The following is a 16,830-nucleotide window of genomic DNA, read 5'->3' on the forward strand; positions in this document are numbered from 1 at the left end:
GGGTTAGTTCCAGGGTGCTACGGCGGCCCGGTGGGCGGCACGCCGCTTGTCGTAAAGCTTACGAAAGGTAATATATTCTGATGAGGGAAGCAACGTGGCAAGTTTAGCAAAAGAAGCCGATGCGTATTCCTCCAAACCGGCATCCGTGGCCGCCAATACATAGCCCTGCAGCATGGCTACCGACTCGGGGTTGTACGACACGGCCCGGCGCATGATTTCGTAAGCCGTAACCGGATCCTGGCGCGCGGCAAAGAACTCCGACGCCTGCAACACCCCCTTCTCATCAAAAGGATCGGCCTGGGTAAGTTTCTGGTACTGACGAGCAGCCGCTTTGGCATCTTTGGAAGCCGTGGCGGCGGCGTTGGCATAAGCCTGCGCCGACGGGCGCCGGGCCCGCGGTGCCGGCGGAATGGTGCCTGCCGCCAGGCTGCGCAACCGGCCTGCGCTGGTAGGGGCAGCGATAATAGCTCGTAGGGCAACGGCGCGGGCCGAATCGGGCTGGCCGGCCCAGGCCAGCGCATAGGCCCTAGGTGCCAAAGCGGCCGCGTTGCCGGCTTGTTCGGCCAGGGCCAGGCGTGCAGCGGCCGAGGGGTAGAGGCCACGCTCGAGCAGGTACATGCCTAATACCTGATGATAATAGCCGCTCGTAACGCCGGTAGCAAGGGCCTCGAGCCGGTCGAAACCTGGGGCTGGCCGCGCGCTGCGGAGCAACTGCAGGCCGCTCACAAACGTAAGCTGATCGGCAAACGGGTCGTTGGCTTGTACTTGCAGCAGGTTTTGCACCAAGGGCAAGGCCGTCGTGTCGTGGCGGGCGGCCTCGGCCAGCCCTAGGTGGTACAGCTGCGCAAACTGGGCAACAGTAAGCACCGAGTCGATAGCGGGCTTGCTGGCGGCTACGGGCTGGTAACGGCCGCGCAGCAGATCGAGCACCATGGTGTTGTTCTGCCAGGCCGGCCAGTTGGGGTTGGGCGTTTCGGTGGCGGCGGCCTGGGCGCCCGCCAGCTGGTTGTTTTTCAGCAGGAAAGCCAGCCAGTTGGTGTGCGGCACGGGGTCGGCAGCGTTGGCGGCGGTAGCCCGGCCGTAGTAGTGCAGCACCGAGTCGGGCAAGAAGGAGCGCGAATACAGCTGCGCCATTTCGGCATTAAGGCGGCCACTGGCCGGAAAAGCCCCCAGGCCCTGGCGCAGCACCTGCTGGCGTTCGAAAAAGTCGGTGGGCTGGTCGAAACGGGCCGCCAGCCGGAGCCACACTTTCTCGTTGGGTTCGCGGCGCAGGGTGCTGCGCAGGATGTTGATTTCGTTTTGCCGCTGGGCCCGGGCCTGGTAAAGCGCCGCCCGACCTAGGGCCGCGCGGGCGTTGAGCGGGTCCATCTGGTCGGCCTCGGCGTAGTAGCGTTCGGCCAGCAGGGCTAGGTACAGGTTATCGGGTCGCTGCTCGCTTTGCAGGCGGGTAAGGTCGCCGAACTGGATGTACTGGCCCGCACTGGCCCGATCAAGCAGATCGAATTGGTTGCGCATCAGTACCACCGCCACAAGGCCAATGCCCAGCACGTACATCACGTAAAAAGGCATCCGGCGCGGGTCGTAAGCCACGCGGTGCACTTGCAAGCGCTGCTGAATGAGCTGCCCAAAGTTGAGCAGTACGTACCCGAAGAAAGCCAGTCCGATGGCGCCAAACGCCAGGGCTATAAAGTCGCGGGTGGCCTGCAGCAGGGGCTCGTTTAGGGTTGCCGATGCGTACCCGAAAGTGCCCGCCGCAACCAGCAGCAGCGCCACGTACAGCCAGGTAGCTGCCTGGCGCGGCAGCCACGCACGATAAGTAGGCTCGCGCAGGGGTAGGGTGTACCAGCCCACCACCGCGGCCAGCAACAGGAGCAGATACGGGTTGAGACGGACGCCTGGCAGAATAGCCAGTTGGCCGCCGTTCCAGTAGTACATCAGCAAAATGCCCAGCAGCAGGGCACTCGACAGCACAAACGGAATCAGGCCGAACCGCCCTTTGGCAGTAGCACCCTGGGTGTTCAGCCAGAGCAGGCCGTAGATCAACTCACCGCCAAGCCATACGGCCAGCAAGGCCACCGCCGCCGCGCCGGCTAGGGTGCCGTAGGCCGCCAGGTGCAATACCACAAAGCTGGCGGGGTGCCTGGTTTTGGCGAAGAGCAAAGCACCTAGGGCGGCAATCAGCAGGGCAAATAGCGCAAGGCGCCGCCCCGGGCTTACGCCCTCGAAAAAGGCGTGCAGCACGAAGGCCGCCCCGATCAGCACCGCAATGCTAAGCACCAGAAAATACTGATCCTGCTCGCCGAACACGCCCAGCAAATCCATGTTGAGCGACATCAGCAGGAAAATAACCACGGCCGCACCGGCCACGAAGGCTGGGCGCCGCAGCTGGCTGATGGCTGCCAGCCAAACCGCCAACCCCACGCTCAGCAAAACCACCCAGGCCCCCGCCGCGGCCGGCCACAGGTTAGGGCCGGCAACGTCGTAGGTTTGGGTAACGAGGTAAGCGTTGGCCGGGAGGCCCAGGGTATCGGGGCCGGCCGGGAGTTTGGCCACGGTGGCGGGCACCGGCGTAAGTTGCGCCACGGTGCCCACCGGCAGCGTGTGCTCGGGGCCCGCAAAGTGGAAGTAAAACGCTAGGCCCAGGGCGGCAAAGAGCACCCCCAGCAAGCCCCACAGCAGGCCGCGCGGAGTATCTTGCTTTACCGATGGAAGTTCGCGCACGTCTTACTCCAGTACTTTAGGTACGCGGAAGTAATCGGAGTCTTTGCGCGGAGCGTTTAGCAGGCCCTCGGCGTGCGAAATCGTGTTCTGGGGCTCGTCGGGGCGCAACACATTGATTTCGTGCGAGAGGTGCACCAGGGGCTCAACGGCCGCGGTATCGAGGCCGCGGAGCTGCTCAACCCAATCCAGAATCTTGTTGAGGTCGTTGAGCATTTGCTGCTCGTTGCTTTCATCAAACTCCAGACGAGCAAGGTGGGCCAGTTGGCGAAGGGTATTCAGATCGGTGCTCACGGGGGTGGCAAATAAATGAAGGTCAGGAGAAAAGGTATCAGCGAGCTACCGGGGTACCCACTGGCCGGGCCGCGGTGCTCTGGGGCCGCGCCCGCACAAAGGGGCTCGGCGCGGGCACACCCGCCGCCGTTGGGTCGAACTCGCTGGCAATGATAGCACGTACGCGCTCTTTCAGCGCGGGTATGTCGTTCAGGGTAAGTCCTTGGGTTGAAATCGGCTCGTGCAGCACGATGCGCAGGGGGGAGTAGCGCACCCGCAAGCCGCCCACATCGGGCATAAAGCGGTGGTTGTAGGGCATGGTAACCGGCACAATGGGCACGCCGGCGGCTATGGCCAGCTGAAACGGACCATCCTTGAAGGGCAGCAGCTCCTCGCCAGGTTTCTCGGCAATGGCGCCTTCCGGGAAGATAACCACCGACCGCCCGGCATCGAGCGTTTGGCGGGCCTGCACCAACGCGCGGCCGCGGCTCACGCGGTTATCCCGATCGACGCTGATGTAGCCGCGCTCGAATATGGGCCCCCACAGGGGTACTTTGGCCAGGGAGCTTTTGCCCATGATGTTCAGGTGGCCGGGTATGGCTTTGAACAGCAGCGGGATATCAATGTAGGAGCTGTGGTTGGGTACGTACACGCAGGCTTGCCCCGGCGGGAGCAGCCGCTTGCGCACCACTGTAACGGGCACGCCCCACATCCGGATGAACAGCATGGACCACGCCCGGTTGAGCGCGTGCAGGTGCCGGTGCCACTGCGGTTGACGCGAAAACAGCCACTGCAGCGGATAGGTAACCACAAAAGGCATCACAAACCAGAAGGTTGCCCACGTGGTATAAATGCGGTGTCCCAGATATTGCAACAGCCTGCGCATAACCGCAAAGGTAAGGCAGCGGTGCCAAGATGCACGGCTGCCTGAAGCACAAAGCCGCGTTAGCCTAGGTTCCGCTCGCGCAGAATTCGTTCGGCTTTCAGCAGCCCGGCCACGCTGATGGCGTCGGTAATGCGGTTGTCCATGCACATCTGCACGGCCTCGGCCAGCGGCAATTTCCAGAGGTGCAGTTCCTCGGTTTCTTCGGGGGCCACTTCGCCGTACTCCAGGTCTTCGGCCAGAAACACGAAGCCTTCCTCGTCGGTAACGGAGTTGGAGGTGTGCAGGCGGGCAATGTTCGTCCAGCGCCGGGCTGTCAGGCCGGTTTCCTCCTTCAGCTCCCGCTGCGCCGATTCGAGAATGTCCAGCTCCACGGGGCCGCCGCCCATGGGTATTTCCCAGGAGTACTCCTCCAGGGGGTAGCGGTACTGGCCCACCAGCCAGGTGTTGCCTTCGGCATCAATCGGGATGATACCTAGGGCTTTGTTTTTCATCGACACCACCCCGTAGATGCCGCGCCCGCCCGTGGGGTTGATGACCTGGTCTTCGCGCACGCTGATCCAGGGGTTCTGGTACTTGGCCTCGGTGCTGAGGATTTGCCAGGGGTTGCGCTGTTCGTCGGGGCGTTCAGTGGGTTGGGCCATGTATCGAGCTTGGTTACGGCCGCAAATTAGCAGCAGCTAAGGCATCGGCCATCAAAGTGCGGTCCTCGCAGTCCACTACGTACAAATCGGAATGCGTAATCAGACGGTACGTATTCAACGCAGATAAAAGCGTGCGTTCAGCTAGCAAATAGTTCTGTTGGGAGAAATACGGACGAGTTGGAGAATGGGCAGAAATAGTTTCGAAGCTGCAACGGCTAAATGCCATTGCCACGAAACGCATTTACTCATTCAAATTCTCAATAGATGAAAACAACCTTACGCTTCGCGGCATTGCTGCTGGCTTGGGGGGCGCTGGGCCAAACAGCCGCATGGGCGGCTAACCCGGTAGCAAGCAATGTTACCAACAACGTTAACGGGACTGCAGTCAACATCCCGGATGCCAACGGTCGGACTCTAATCACTAACCTAAACGTAGCCGACCCCGATGGTAATCCGACACTAGCCTTTTATCGTTTCGTAACGTTGCCAACTTCAGGCACTCTGTACGCTTACAATCAGGCTTCGGGTGCTGCTGTGCAGATTACCTCTGCTGGACAGCAGGTCAATCCGTTTCAGTATCCCAACCTGCTATTCGACCCGGTTGATGGAGGTGCTGCAACCGTTACTTTCACGTTTGCGGGTGTTGACAATACCGGAGCAGTGTCGGGTAATGCTACCTACACGATCAACGTAATTAATAGCGCCCAAGTCAACCAACTTCCCCTAACACGTGAGTTAACCTCACAAAACCTGATTAACACGGCTGGTGCAACGCTGTTGCAAGCTCCGCTGACCGCGGTGGACCCGGACGGCACAATTGCTTCGTTCAACATAACAGCGTTGCCGACGGCTGCCCAAGGCGTGCTAGCGTTGGATGGCAATGCCATCACGCTCAACCAAAGTATTGCAGCTGCTGATGCGGCGCGAATCACTTTTGATCCTGTGGCGGGATTCTTCGGTAACGTTACGTTCCGGTACGCAGCCGTAGATAATAACGGAGGTGTTGATGCTTCGCCTGCTTTTTATTCAATACCAGTCGGTAATGCCGGGTGCGCCGACGGTAATGTCCTAAACTTCTATGGGCGGACAGAACTGGAGGATTGGACAACTGCACGTACGGCAAACGTTGAGGGGGTAACGGTTACGGCGGGTAGCTATACCTCGCCCGGCGGTACAGCTTTGCGCATCGAGGATAACCCGACGATGCCTGGTAAAGCGCTTGTTTGGACAGCAGACTACCCGAACAATGCGACAAACAAATCGTCGTCCATAACTTACAATTTCAATCGTGCGCTCACGGGTTTTACCCTGTCTTTGGGTGATATTGACTTAGCGACTAACGCTTGGATTGACCAGATCAAGCTGGAGGGCTATACGGCCAATAATACGCTCGTAACCCTCAGTGCGAACGATGTACGGGTAGGCAATGCCGCAACCTACTCGGGAAATAACATCATTACAGGTACTACCGGCAGCTCCACAGCCGATGCTAATACAGTAGTCACTTGGCCTCAGGCAATCACCCGGGTAGTTGTAACCTATTCCAATACAACTACGGTCGCTGATCCAATCCAACAGGTGGTGACAATAGAGTCGATGTCGTGGTGCGCTTTGGCCGACGTGGCCACTACGCTCACTGGCCCGGCTACATTAAGCCCCGGGGCTTCGTCGGCGGCATACACCGTAACCTACGCCAACAACGGCCCCGACGACGCGGTAAGTACGACGCGCACCGTAAGCATTCCGGCCAACGCAGTGTCGGCGGTTACGGCTCCTGGTGGCACCGTAACCGGTAGCCAAGCTGGCGGCTGGACGATTACTTACCCCGGCGGTACGTATGCTTCCGGCAATTCGGTGTCCTACAACTTTGCGATTACCCCGCTTAGCACGTACACCGGTAACCTTACCGTTACGAGCAATACTGGCACAGCGACCTCGCAAAGCAGCACAACGAACGATCAGGCTACCGTTACCCTCAACGTAGCTCCGGTTGCCGATGTAACCGTGAGCTTGGCAGGTCCTACCACGCTTTATGCCGGCCAGCCTACGGGCACGTACACTGCTACCTTCACCAACGAAGGGCCAAACACCGCTACCGCCGTAACCCGCACGGTTACGCTGCCTGCTGGTGCTACTCTGACTTCGGCTCAGCAAGACGCCATTCGTGCAGCTTATCCGACGGCCTCCTTCCCCTCGGCTACAACCATCAATTTTGGCTCGGTTGCTTCGCTGGCTAACGATGCGAGCAGCACGGTAACGTTCGCCTTCACGGCGCCCGCTACCATCGGCAATTCGCTGACGCTGGCGGCTAATACTGGCAATGGCGTATCGCAAGGCGCGAACCTGGCTCCTGACCAGGCTGCGCTTACCCTAGGTACCGTAGCCGTAGCCGATGTACGGGCAGCTATTTCGGCCACGCTGACGAATGCTACCACCGGCACCTTCAATGTTACCTTCAGCAACAACGACCAGCTGACGGCTGCCGGTGTAGCTTATACCGTGCAGCTGCCGGCCGGCCTCAACGTTGGTCTGAACGTGGTAACGGCCAGCAACAGCGGTACCTACGACAACACTACCGGCTTGGTAACCTACCCTACGGCTGCTACTACTCTGGCTGCTAATGGCTCGTTTGCCTCGGCTATTAGCTACCCGCTGGCCAACAGCCAGGGCATGCCGGTTACGGCTACGGCCCGCGTATCGACCACTTCGGATGAGGCCGGGCGCCAGGGCAACAACGTGGCCGTGGCTACCATGGCCCCGTCGTTCGACCTGACCACGACGCTGAGCGGCTCCGCCACGGCCGTGGCCGGCTCGCCTACCACGCTGTTCGTAACCACCACCAACAACGGAACGAACCAGGCTGGCAACGCTACCCAAACGGTAAACATCGGCGCCAACCTGAACAACGTGTACGTAACCAACGGCGGCACCTATGACCGGAACACCGGCGTGGTAACCTTCCCGACGCTGCTTAACCTGCCCGCTGGGCAAACCGTAACCAACAGCATCAGCTTCACGGCTCCAAGCGGCAACTTTACGCCCACGGCCGCTGTCAGCACCACCTCGCCCAACGAAACCACCACGAGCAATAACTCGGCTGCCCTCAACGGCGTGGTTGGCACCGGCGTGGTAGTAAGCCCGGCTACGGCTTCGGCTGCGAATGTGGCCACGAGCATTGCCACCACCAGCACCGTGGTAGCACCGGGCGCTTCGGTTACGTACAGCGTAACGGCGACCAACAACGGCCCTGTGGCCGCTACCAACGTAGTAGAGCGCGTGCAGTTGTTGCCGGGCCTTACCACGGGCACGCTGCAAGTTAGCGGCACCACGGGTGTGCTCACAGGCAACGTCATCACCTTCGGCACCGCGGCTACCTACAACACGACTACGGGCGTGCTGCAGTATGCAACCGTTAATACGTTGAGCGTGGGCGCTACCCAGTCTTTCGCCAACATTACCGTTACGGCTCCGGCCAACACCGGCAACAACGGCCAATTGCTGGCTACGGCTTCGGTGGCTTCGACCACCAGCGACAACGTACCTGCCGACAACGTAGCCTCGGTGACTGTGAAGGTGAACACCAAAGCCGAAGTGGCAACGGTGGTAAATGGCCCGAGCAGCACCACCGCTGGCTTGCCAGTTACCTACTCGGTAAGCTTTACGAGCGGCGGCGCCGCCGATGCAGCCAACGTAGTAGAAACGGCTCAGCTGCCGGCTGGCCTGAGCAACGTAGTGGTAACCGATGCCACGGGTGCCGTGGTGGCAAATGCCTACAACAGCACTACCGGGCTGGTAACTTTCCCGGCACTGGCTGCCGATGCCGTTGGCGCTACCCAAACGTTCAGCATTCAGCTAGTAGCTCCTGGTCAAAATTTCCAGGTAATCAGCGCGATTCGTTCGGTAACGGCCGATGGCACAGTACTGAATAACACCGCCCAGCAAAGCACCGCCGTAACGGCCAATGCCGACCTGGCAGTGGCTATCAGCGGCCCCGAAGTATCGGTGATTGGCAATGCCGTAACGTACGTGGTAACCACCACCAACAACGGCCCTACCACGGCTACCAGCGTGGTGCCCACGCTGCAATTGCCCGCCGGCCTAACGCTGGTTGCCCAAAGCTCGGGTAGCACCTATACTACTGGTACTGGCCTGCTCACCTTTGGTACCACGGCTACGTTGCTGCCCGGCACGAGCGTGGTGAACTACGTAACGTTTACCATGCCTGCCAACCCCACTGGTGGCTTGATCAGCGGGGTGGCCTCGGCAAGCACCGCTACCACGGATGCCGTATCGAGCAACAACACGGCGGCGCTTACCACCAGCGTTGCCCCTGCAACGGTAGAGGTAGCTAATATGCTCACTAGCATCTCGGTAAGCAGCAACCCCGTACCGGCTGGCAGCACCATCACTTACACCATTGCTTACCGCAACGACGGCAGCGGCAGCGGTGTCGGTTCGGCGGCTACCGACGTGGTGCCCACGGCTAGCCTGCCGGCTGGCCTATCGGCAAGCACGCTGCAGGTGGGTGGCAGCACCGGCACGCAGTCGGGCGACATCATCACCTTCAGCAACGTGAACGTGAATGGCGCTACGTATAACGTGAAAACGGGCCTGCTGACCTTCCCGACGATTGCCAGCGCAGCGGCCAGCACTTCGGCCAACGCCTCGTACACCGTAAGCTTCCCGGCCCCGAACGGCGGTCAGCTGGTGGTAACTTCGCAGGTGGCTTCGGCTACTTCGGACAACGTGCTGAGCAACAACACCGCTACCAGCAGCGTCACCATCAACACCAGCTACGACGTAACGACCCTGCTGGCAGGTCCGGCCACGGCGCTGGCCGGCAGCACGAATACCTACACGGTAACTACGCTCAACAACGGCGCTTCGGCTACCTCTACGGCTACTACCCAAACGGTAACCCTGCCTGCGGGCGTAACGGCCACCAACATTTCGGGCAATGGTTCGCAAACGGGCAGCGTAATTACCTGGACGGTGCCCCTAGGTCAGACAGCCGGCGCTACCAACGAAGTGGTAAATACGTTCTCGCTGACGATGCCCAACTCGGGCAGCCTGACGCTGACGGCCGCGGTAAACAACGCCAACGACAGCAACACCGGCAACAACTCGGCTACGCTCACGACTGCCCAGGCCAACCTGGCCCCGGTAGCCCAGAACGTGTGGAACACGCTGCAAAGCGTGCGGGGCAACACGGCTGGTACCCTGCTAATTTCGGCACTGAACGCCTCCGATGCCGACGGCAGCATCACCAGCTACACCATCGTAACGCTGCCGCTGGCTTCGCAGGGTGTGCTTTACTACAACGGTTCGCTGGCTACGGCCGGGCAGGTTATCACCGACGCTACCAAGCTGAGCTTTGATGCCGACGCTGCCTTCGTGGGCAACGCTACCTTCAGCTACCTGGCCACCGACAACCTAGGGCAGACCTCGCCTGCGGCACTGTACACGATTCCGGTAGCACAAGACCAGAACTCGACCTACGCCAGCACGCCGGTAAAGGGCGGCGCTACCCCGTACCAGAACGGCGACCTGATTGCCAGCACGTTTGACGTGAACACGGGCAGCTACAGCCTCAGCGGCAGCACCGCCGTGGTAAACAAAAACGGTATTGGCTCGGCCGTACTGGCCACGGGCAGCAACCCCTTGCCCGCAGGCCTGGCGCTCGACGCAGTAACCGGTGCCATCACGGTGGCCGACCGCACGAAGCTGGTAACCGGCAACTACACCGTAATCATCGTGACGGTAGATGCCAACGGCGGCACCAACTCGGTGCAAGTACCCCTAACGATTGGCACGCGCCCGCTACCGGTGGAGCTGGTTGAGTTTGCAGCCAAAACGCAGAACGCCGATGCGCTGCTGACCTGGAAAACCGCTCAGGAGAAAAACAACGACCGTTTCGAGGTAGAGCGCTCTACCGATGGTGTACGCTTCGAGAAAGTAGGGCAGGTAGCCGGCCACGGCACCACCTCGGCCCCGCAAACCTACGCCTACACCGATGCCAACGCCGGCACGCTGGCCACGCAGGTGTACTACCGCCTGAAGCAGGTTGACCGCGACGGTACCACGGCGTACTCGCCGGTGCGCACAGTAGCATTCGGCAAAGAGCTGGGCCAGAACGGCATTGCGCTGTACCCCAACCCGGCTCACGACGAGCTGAGCGTAAGCCTGGGTGCTACCGCGCCGAACGCCACGCTGGAGGTGTACACGGTAAACGGCATGTTTGTGCGCAAGCAGTCGTTTGGCGCCGCTGCCACCACCAAGCTCAACGTGAGCACGCTACCCCAGGGCACGTACCTGCTGAAGGTGACTACCGCCACGGGCACGGTGCTGACAAGCCGTTTCGTGAAACACTAGGGTGGATGGAATAACCTTTCATGAACGGCAAACGCCGCTGCTCCCAGGAGCAGCGGCGTTTTTGCTTTATCACGGCTTAACATAGACTTAACTCCATATTTATTAAAGCCGTAACTTAAGCTAGCCGGCCGCCCACATCCCGGTCGGCATACCGCACTTATGGCCAATTCGCAAAAAAAAGGCGCTACCAACCAAGACACCAACAACATCGGCGACCCGCTATTCAACCTTAAGCATGCTCAGGTAGAAGCAGAACTTCAGCAACAAACCGGCGGCCTCGGGCCGCTCACCAACGAATACATCAGCACCGACGAAGACGGCGAGCTGGACGAAGGCCCCCGCGACAGCCAGGGCCGCCGCCGCGGCGAACCCGGCATAGATTTGGGCAGCACGGCGGGCAAGCACTAGTCCAGCCGATTCTTTGCTCCAGCACTAATGAAATCGTTCTTTGGGCAGCCGGCCCGAAGGACGATTTTTTATTGTGGCGGCCTAGGCGGAGTTCGTGCCTAGCTTTGCAGGCACTATGCTGCTTGCATCTTACACCGGAATGCCCCTGGAGGCGGGGCTCGACGAAGCGGGCCGGGGCTGCCTGGCCGGGCCGGTATTCGCCGCCGCCGTAATTCTGCCCCCCGAGCTGGCCCTGCCCGGCCTCAACGACTCGAAACAGCTAAGCGCCCGCCGGCGCGAGCAGCTGCGCGAGCTGATTTGCCGCCACGCCGTGGCCTGGGCCGTAGCCGAAGCCTCGCCCGAAGAAATTGCCAGCATCAATATTGCGCAGGCCAGCTACCTGGCCATGCACCGCGCCGTGAGCAACCTAGGCGTGGTGCCCGCGCATTTGGTGGTCGATGGAAATCGGTTTAAGCCGTACCCCGGCGTTGCGCACACCTGCCTTGTAAAGGGCGATGCGAAGTACCTGAACATTGCCGCCGCCTCGGTGCTGGCCAAAACCTTCCGCGACGACCGCATGCGCGAGCTGCACGCCGAGTTTCCGGATTATGGCTGGAGCCAGAACGCCGGCTACCCCACGGCGCTGCACCGCAACGCCATTCGGGCGCACGGCCCCACGCTGCACCACCGCATGGGCTTCCGGCTGCTCTGATGCCCTAGGTGCCAGCGCCGCCCGCAAGCGCGAAGGCCCGCCCGGCAGTACCGGGCGGGCCTTCGCGCTTGCGGGCGGCCTAGGTTAGTGCGCTTGTTCTTTCAGCTGCAGCAAATCGAGGAACAAGCTGAATCCATCGACGGTGGCGCCGCCTTCGCCGAACCGGTCGAAGCTCATGGGCTTGATGATGTAGCCGCTTACGGCCAGCTCCCGCGCTTTCAGGCGGTCAGATTCGAGGTCGGAGGTAGTCATGATGAACACGTTCAGGCCCACGAACTCGGGGTCGGAGCGAAGGGCTTCGAGCAGCTCCAGGCCATTCATGCGCGGCATGTTGATGTCGAGCATCACCACGTTGGGCTTCGGAATGCGCTCCTTGCCGCCTTCGCCGCGCAGCATCGAGAGGGCCTCGCGGCCGTTGCGGGCAATGTGCAGCGGCACCTCAATGTTGTGCTTGCGCAGTTCGCGTTGCACGTTCATGATGTCCATCTGGTCGTCTTCGACGAGCAGAATGCTGGGGGAAGCGTGGGTATCGGCAGACATGGGTTCGGAGTAGGAGAGGGCAACAACCTGGTGGAGGGGCAACCGTCCTATACGGCGTTTTGCCCTAGGGGATAACCTTTTTTGCCCGCTGGTTGGCTGCAATGCGTGCTGCCGAGGTTTTCGGCCAGGTAAACGTAAACGTGGCGCCCGCTCCCTCGCTCGACTCGAGCCGGATGGTACCGCCGTGGCGCTCAATGATTTTCTTGACGATGGCCAGCCCCACGCCGGTGCTTTCGAGGGTGTCGCGCTCGGTAAGCGTCTGGAAAATGACAAACACCCGCTCGTGGTACTCGGGCGCAATGCCGGGGCCGTTATCGGCTACGGCGAAGGTGTACTCTTCGGGGTTTTCGCGCAGGGTAATGCGCACCAGGCCGTTGGCGGGGTCGTGGTGGTATTTGAGGGCGTTGCTGATGAGGTTGCTGAACACCTGATGCAGCTCCACGGGCGAGGCTGTGAGCGTGGGCAGGTAGGGCGGCAGCACAATCCGGAAGCCCGCGGGCGGCGCCAGCGAGTCGATGATTTCCGTGAGCAGCTCGCGCAGGTTTACGCGCTCTTGCTCCTCTTTTACCCGCCCAATGCGGGCCAGCTCCAGAATGCCGCTGATGAGGTTTTCCATGCGGTGCACGCGCGTGCGCATCAGCACCAGAAACTCCCGGATGTGGTCGGGCAGCGTATCGCCCATGTCTTCCTCAATCCAGTGGGAGGCGCTTTCGATGCCGCGCAGGGGGGCTTTCAGGTCGTGCGACACCACGTAGGCAAACTGGTCGAGCTCCTGGTTGCGGCGCTCCAGCTGCGAAATCGTCGATTCGATGGTGCCGGCCATGGAGTTGAGCGAGGTGGCCAGCTCGCTGAGCTCGTCCTGCTCGTCGTCGGCCAGGCGCACGTGGTACTCGCCGTTGGCAATGCGCGTGGCCAGTTGCACCATGGAGTTGATGCGCCCGGCCAGCAGCCGCGTGATGATCATGGCCCCGATCAGACCTAGGATAAGCGCCAGAATGGTGAGGGCCACCGAGATAATGCGCGTTTCGCGGATGCTGTCGGCCAGTTTCTCGCGCTGCTTATCGCGCGAGGCCAGCTCTTCGCGGTCGAAGCCCCGGAACAGCACCCGAATCTGATCCATCAGCTGCTTGCCGGTTTTGTCTTCTACCAGGCTGCGGTGCTCCATTCCCTCGATGCCCTCTTGCCGGGCGTTGCGCAGGCGGGCCTGCCGCTTTTCGCTCACGAGCAAATGCGAGTACGCCGACCACCGCTCGTACAGCTCCTGCGCCCGCACCAGCCGGGCGTACTGTGGGTCGTCGGGGTCAAACTCATCGCGCAGGCGCGAAAACGAGCCCAGCAGCTGCCGCTCGCCCTCATAGTACGATTCGAGCAGGCCTTCATTGCCAATCAGCAGGTACCCCCGAAAGCCCGACTCCATATCCACGATGTGGCGCAGCATGCGCGTGGATTGCGCCGTGCGGTTTTGCGACTGGGCAATGCGCTCGGAGTTGCGCAGCACCTTGCGCGAGAGCTGATAGTTGACGATAACTACCGTGACGAACAGCAGCGCAATGGCTAAAAAGCCGATAAACAGGCGGGTGGAGAGCTTCAGCTTCATGCTACGAGGCGGCGCCCAAGGCGCTAAGCGCCCTCTTTACGCAACTTTCGCTCAATGGTATTGATCAGCTCCAATACCTCGTCGGTAAGGGGGTTGATGTCGCTGAGGCCGCGCTGCGCCTGCTCGGCTTGGCCGGCCTGGCGCAGGTCCATCAGCTTGTTGGCCATTTGGTGCAATTGGCGGTGTATGCGGTCGAGCTTTTGGGTTTCGGGCATGTGCCCAAACTGCGGCAGGGCTACGTGGCTGATCCACTGACCTAGGCCACACACGTCGGGGTCGCGCACGGGGGCCTCGTCGGTGCCGCTGCCGTACAAGAAGGAGCGCAATTTGGCTTTAAACAGGATATGCTTGAGTCGGGCTGCGTTAATCTCCCGCTTGATGTCTTCACTCATATGATAGTAGCTGAAAGGCGCGCATGCGGCTGCTAGCCCTTCTACGACAAAGATACTCGATTGGGCGGCGCGGGTTTTCGGCTACTTTTGCGCCGGCTTGGCAGCCCAGGTTGCCGGGTTGCTTATTCCCACCGATTCCCGCAAGCTTTTCCCACCGACATGAGCGAACTGAAAACCGTCGTGCTGAACGACGTGCACCAGCAACTCGGCGCCAAAATGGTGCCCTTCGCCGGCTACAACATGCCCGTGCGCTACTCCTCCGACCTCGACGAGCACCACACTGTGCGCCGGGCTGTGGGCATTTTCGACGTGTCGCACATGGGCGAGTTTCGGGTGCGCGGCCCCCGCGCGCTCGACCTCATTCAGCGCGTAACCAGCAACGACGCCAGCAAGCTCACCGACGGCAAAGCGCAGTACTCGTGCTTGCCCAACGAGCAAGGCGGTATTGTTGACGACCTGCTGGTGTATAAGCTGGCCGACGAAGACTACATGCTGGTGGTAAACGCCTCCAACATCGAGAAAGACTGGAACTGGATCAGCCGCTTCAACCAGGAGTTCGGCGCCGATATGGAAAACGTGTCGGACCAGATCAGCCTGTTTGCCGTGCAAGGCCCCAAAGCCGCCGATGCCCTGCAAAGCCTCACCGACGTGGATCTGAAGTCGATTCCGTACTACTCGTTTGTGCAGGGCACGTTTGCCGGCCACCCCAACGTGATTATCTCGGCCACGGGCTACACCGGCGCCGGCGGCTTCGAGCTGTACATCCCCAACGAAGCGGCCGCCGATATCTGGAACAAGATTCTGGAAGCCGGCAAGCCCTTCGGCCTGAAGCCCATCGGCCTAGGTGCCCGCGACACCCTGCGCCTCGAAATGGGCTTCTGCCTTTACGGCAACGACATCGACGACAACACCTCGCCGCTCGAAGGTGGCTTGGGCTGGATTACCAAATTCACCAAGGACTTCACCAACAGCCAAGCTCTGAAGCAGCAGAAGGAGCAAGGCGTGCAGCGCAAGCTGGTTGGCTTCGTGATGGACGGCCCCGGCATTCCGCGCGCGCACTACGAGCTGGTAAACGAAGCCGGTGAGAAGATTGGCGAAGTTACCTCGGGCACGCAGTCGCCGAGCATGAGCAAAGGCATTGGCCTAGGGTACGTGGCCACCGAGCTGAGCGCGCCCGGCAGCAAAATCTTTGTACAAGTGCGTGGCAAAAACCTGCCGGCTACCGTTACCAAGCTGCCCTTCGTGAAAGGCACGGAGGAAGCGTAGTAGTTTTTATCTGTCATCCTGACGAAGGAAGGACCTTTTCACGCCTGATAGCAACTACCTGCTCCTAGGTCGTTCTCACGTGATAAGGTCCTTCCTTCGTCAGGATGACACACAACTGACAACTGAATCCATGCCCTCTGTTGATATCTGTTTTTCGCCCGAGCTGCTGCCGCTGTACGACTTGCGCGGTCGGGTAGCCGTGGTGGTTGATATCCTGCGCGCTACTTCCAGCATTGTTACGGCGTTGGCCAGCGGCGTTACGCACGTGTTTCCGGTGGCGGAGCTGGCCGAGTGCCAAGCCCTAGGTGAACAACACGGCTGCCTCACTGCCGCCGAGCGCGACGGCCGTGCCGCCGAAGGTTTCGACCTAGGCAACTCGCCCTTCGGCTACCTCGATGGCGTGCTGCCCGTGCGGGGCCGCGCCGTAGCCATCAGCACCACCAACGGCACGCAGGCTTTGCGCCGCTCGCTCGCGGCCGATGCCGTGGTGGTGGGCGCCTTCCTGAACCTAGGGGCCGTGGAGGAATTTGCCCGTGCGCAGCAGAAGGACGTGGTAGTGGTGTGCGCCGGTTGGAAGGGCAAGTTCTGCCTAGAAGACACGGTATTCGGCGGCGCCTTGGCCGAGCGTCTGAGCGACACATTCGACGTGAGCAGTTCCGATTCTACGATTGCCGCGCTGCACCTCTGGCAGCAAGCCAAAGCCGATTTGCACGGTTACTTGCTGCAATCGGCCCACGTGCGGCGCCTCAATTCACTCGAGGCTAACAAGGATTTTGAGTTCTGCCTGCGCGTGGATGAGTACCCCGCGGTGCTGCCCATCTGGAAGGAAGACCGGCTGGTAGCACTGCAGGCCGAAGTAGCGCGAGTGTAGCCGCTGTAGCGCGGACTTTGTAGTCCGCGTCCACGGATAGTAAAATCAAACGGCTCGGAGCATAGGCACCGAGCCGTTGTTGTATAAAGCTAATCCTGCTTTACCAGTCGTTCTGTCAAACGCGGACTGAAGTCCGCGCTAAACGTTGGCGGCTGCTGGGGTAAGAAGTTACTAT

12 protein-coding genes are annotated in these 16,830 nt (G+C 60.8%); 5 read left to right on the plus strand and 7 right to left on the minus strand.

Annotation, left to right across the window (positions count from 1 at the left end):
• Positions 1-3: 3 nt before the first annotated feature.
• The 4 genes from OIS50_RS00180 to OIS50_RS00195 are packed head-to-tail and all read right to left on the minus strand — an operon-like array spanning position 4 to position 4,518.
• On the minus strand, positions 4-2,721 hold the full coding sequence (locus OIS50_RS00180; protein WP_264692324.1) for a tetratricopeptide repeat protein: 2,718 nt from the start codon (positions 2,719-2,721) through the stop codon (positions 4-6).
• 3 nt (positions 2,722-2,724) lie between these two features.
• Positions 2,725-3,012: an Asp-tRNA(Asn)/Glu-tRNA(Gln) amidotransferase subunit GatC gene (gene gatC, locus OIS50_RS00185; protein WP_264692325.1), complete on the minus strand. Its 288-nt coding sequence runs from the start codon at positions 3,010-3,012 to the stop codon at positions 2,725-2,727.
• A 37-nt stretch (positions 3,013-3,049) separates the two neighbouring features.
• Positions 3,050-3,877 (minus strand): lysophospholipid acyltransferase family protein, encoded by an 828-nt coding sequence (locus OIS50_RS00190; protein WP_264692326.1) that lies wholly within the window; start codon positions 3,875-3,877, stop codon positions 3,050-3,052.
• 59 nt (positions 3,878-3,936) lie between these two features.
• Positions 3,937-4,518: an NUDIX domain-containing protein gene (locus OIS50_RS00195; RefSeq protein WP_264692327.1), complete on the minus strand. Its 582-nt coding sequence runs from the start codon at positions 4,516-4,518 to the stop codon at positions 3,937-3,939.
• 1,578 nt (positions 4,519-6,096) lie between these two features.
• Between OIS50_RS00195 and OIS50_RS00200 the strand changes: the two genes are divergently transcribed.
• The 3 genes from OIS50_RS00200 to OIS50_RS00210 all read left to right on the plus strand — a co-directional run bounded on the left by OIS50_RS00200 (position 6,097) and on the right by OIS50_RS00210 (position 11,989).
• Positions 6,097-10,890 carry a T9SS type A sorting domain-containing protein gene (locus OIS50_RS00200; RefSeq protein WP_264692328.1) on the plus strand — a complete coding sequence of 1,598 codons (4,794 nt, stop codon included), beginning with the start codon at positions 6,097-6,099 and terminating at the stop codon, positions 10,888-10,890.
• 159 nt (positions 10,891-11,049) lie between these two features.
• Entirely contained in the window at positions 11,050-11,298 is a 249-nt protein-coding gene (locus tag OIS50_RS00205; protein WP_059072483.1) for a hypothetical protein, read from the plus strand.
• Between the two features lie 115 nt (positions 11,299-11,413).
• Entirely contained in the window at positions 11,414-11,989 is a 576-nt protein-coding gene (locus OIS50_RS00210) for a ribonuclease HII (protein WP_264692329.1), read from the plus strand.
• A gap of 84 nt (positions 11,990-12,073) precedes the next feature.
• Here OIS50_RS00210 and OIS50_RS00215 read toward each other — a convergent pair whose 3' ends face one another.
• The 3 genes from OIS50_RS00215 to OIS50_RS00225 all read right to left on the minus strand — a co-directional run bounded on the left by OIS50_RS00215 (position 12,074) and on the right by OIS50_RS00225 (position 14,518).
• Positions 12,074-12,529 carry a response regulator gene (locus OIS50_RS00215; protein ID WP_264692330.1) on the minus strand — a complete coding sequence of 152 codons (456 nt, stop codon included), beginning with the start codon at positions 12,527-12,529 and terminating at the stop codon, positions 12,074-12,076.
• A gap of 64 nt (positions 12,530-12,593) precedes the next feature.
• Positions 12,594-14,126 (minus strand): sensor histidine kinase, encoded by a 1,533-nt coding sequence (locus OIS50_RS00220; RefSeq protein ID WP_264692331.1) that lies wholly within the window; start codon positions 14,124-14,126, stop codon positions 12,594-12,596.
• Between the two features lie 23 nt (positions 14,127-14,149).
• Positions 14,150-14,518, minus strand: coding sequence for a CZB domain-containing protein (locus tag OIS50_RS00225; protein WP_264692332.1), 369 nt, complete (start codon positions 14,516-14,518; stop codon positions 14,150-14,152).
• Between the two features lie 159 nt (positions 14,519-14,677).
• On the opposite strand from OIS50_RS00225, the gene gcvT reads away from it, so the two are divergent.
• Positions 14,678-15,784 carry a glycine cleavage system aminomethyltransferase GcvT gene (gcvT, locus tag OIS50_RS00230; protein WP_264692333.1) on the plus strand — a complete coding sequence of 369 codons (1,107 nt, stop codon included), beginning with the start codon at positions 14,678-14,680 and terminating at the stop codon, positions 15,782-15,784.
• A 130-nt stretch (positions 15,785-15,914) separates the two neighbouring features.
• Positions 15,915-16,655 (plus strand): 2-phosphosulfolactate phosphatase, encoded by a 741-nt coding sequence (locus tag OIS50_RS00235; protein ID WP_264692334.1) that lies wholly within the window; start codon positions 15,915-15,917, stop codon positions 16,653-16,655.
• The last annotated feature ends 175 nt before the right edge of the window (positions 16,656-16,830 follow it).

It is taken from the genome of Hymenobacter sp. YIM 151858-1 (assembly GCF_025979705.1).
Taxonomy (GTDB): Bacteria; Bacteroidota; Bacteroidia; order Cytophagales; family Hymenobacteraceae; genus Solirubrum.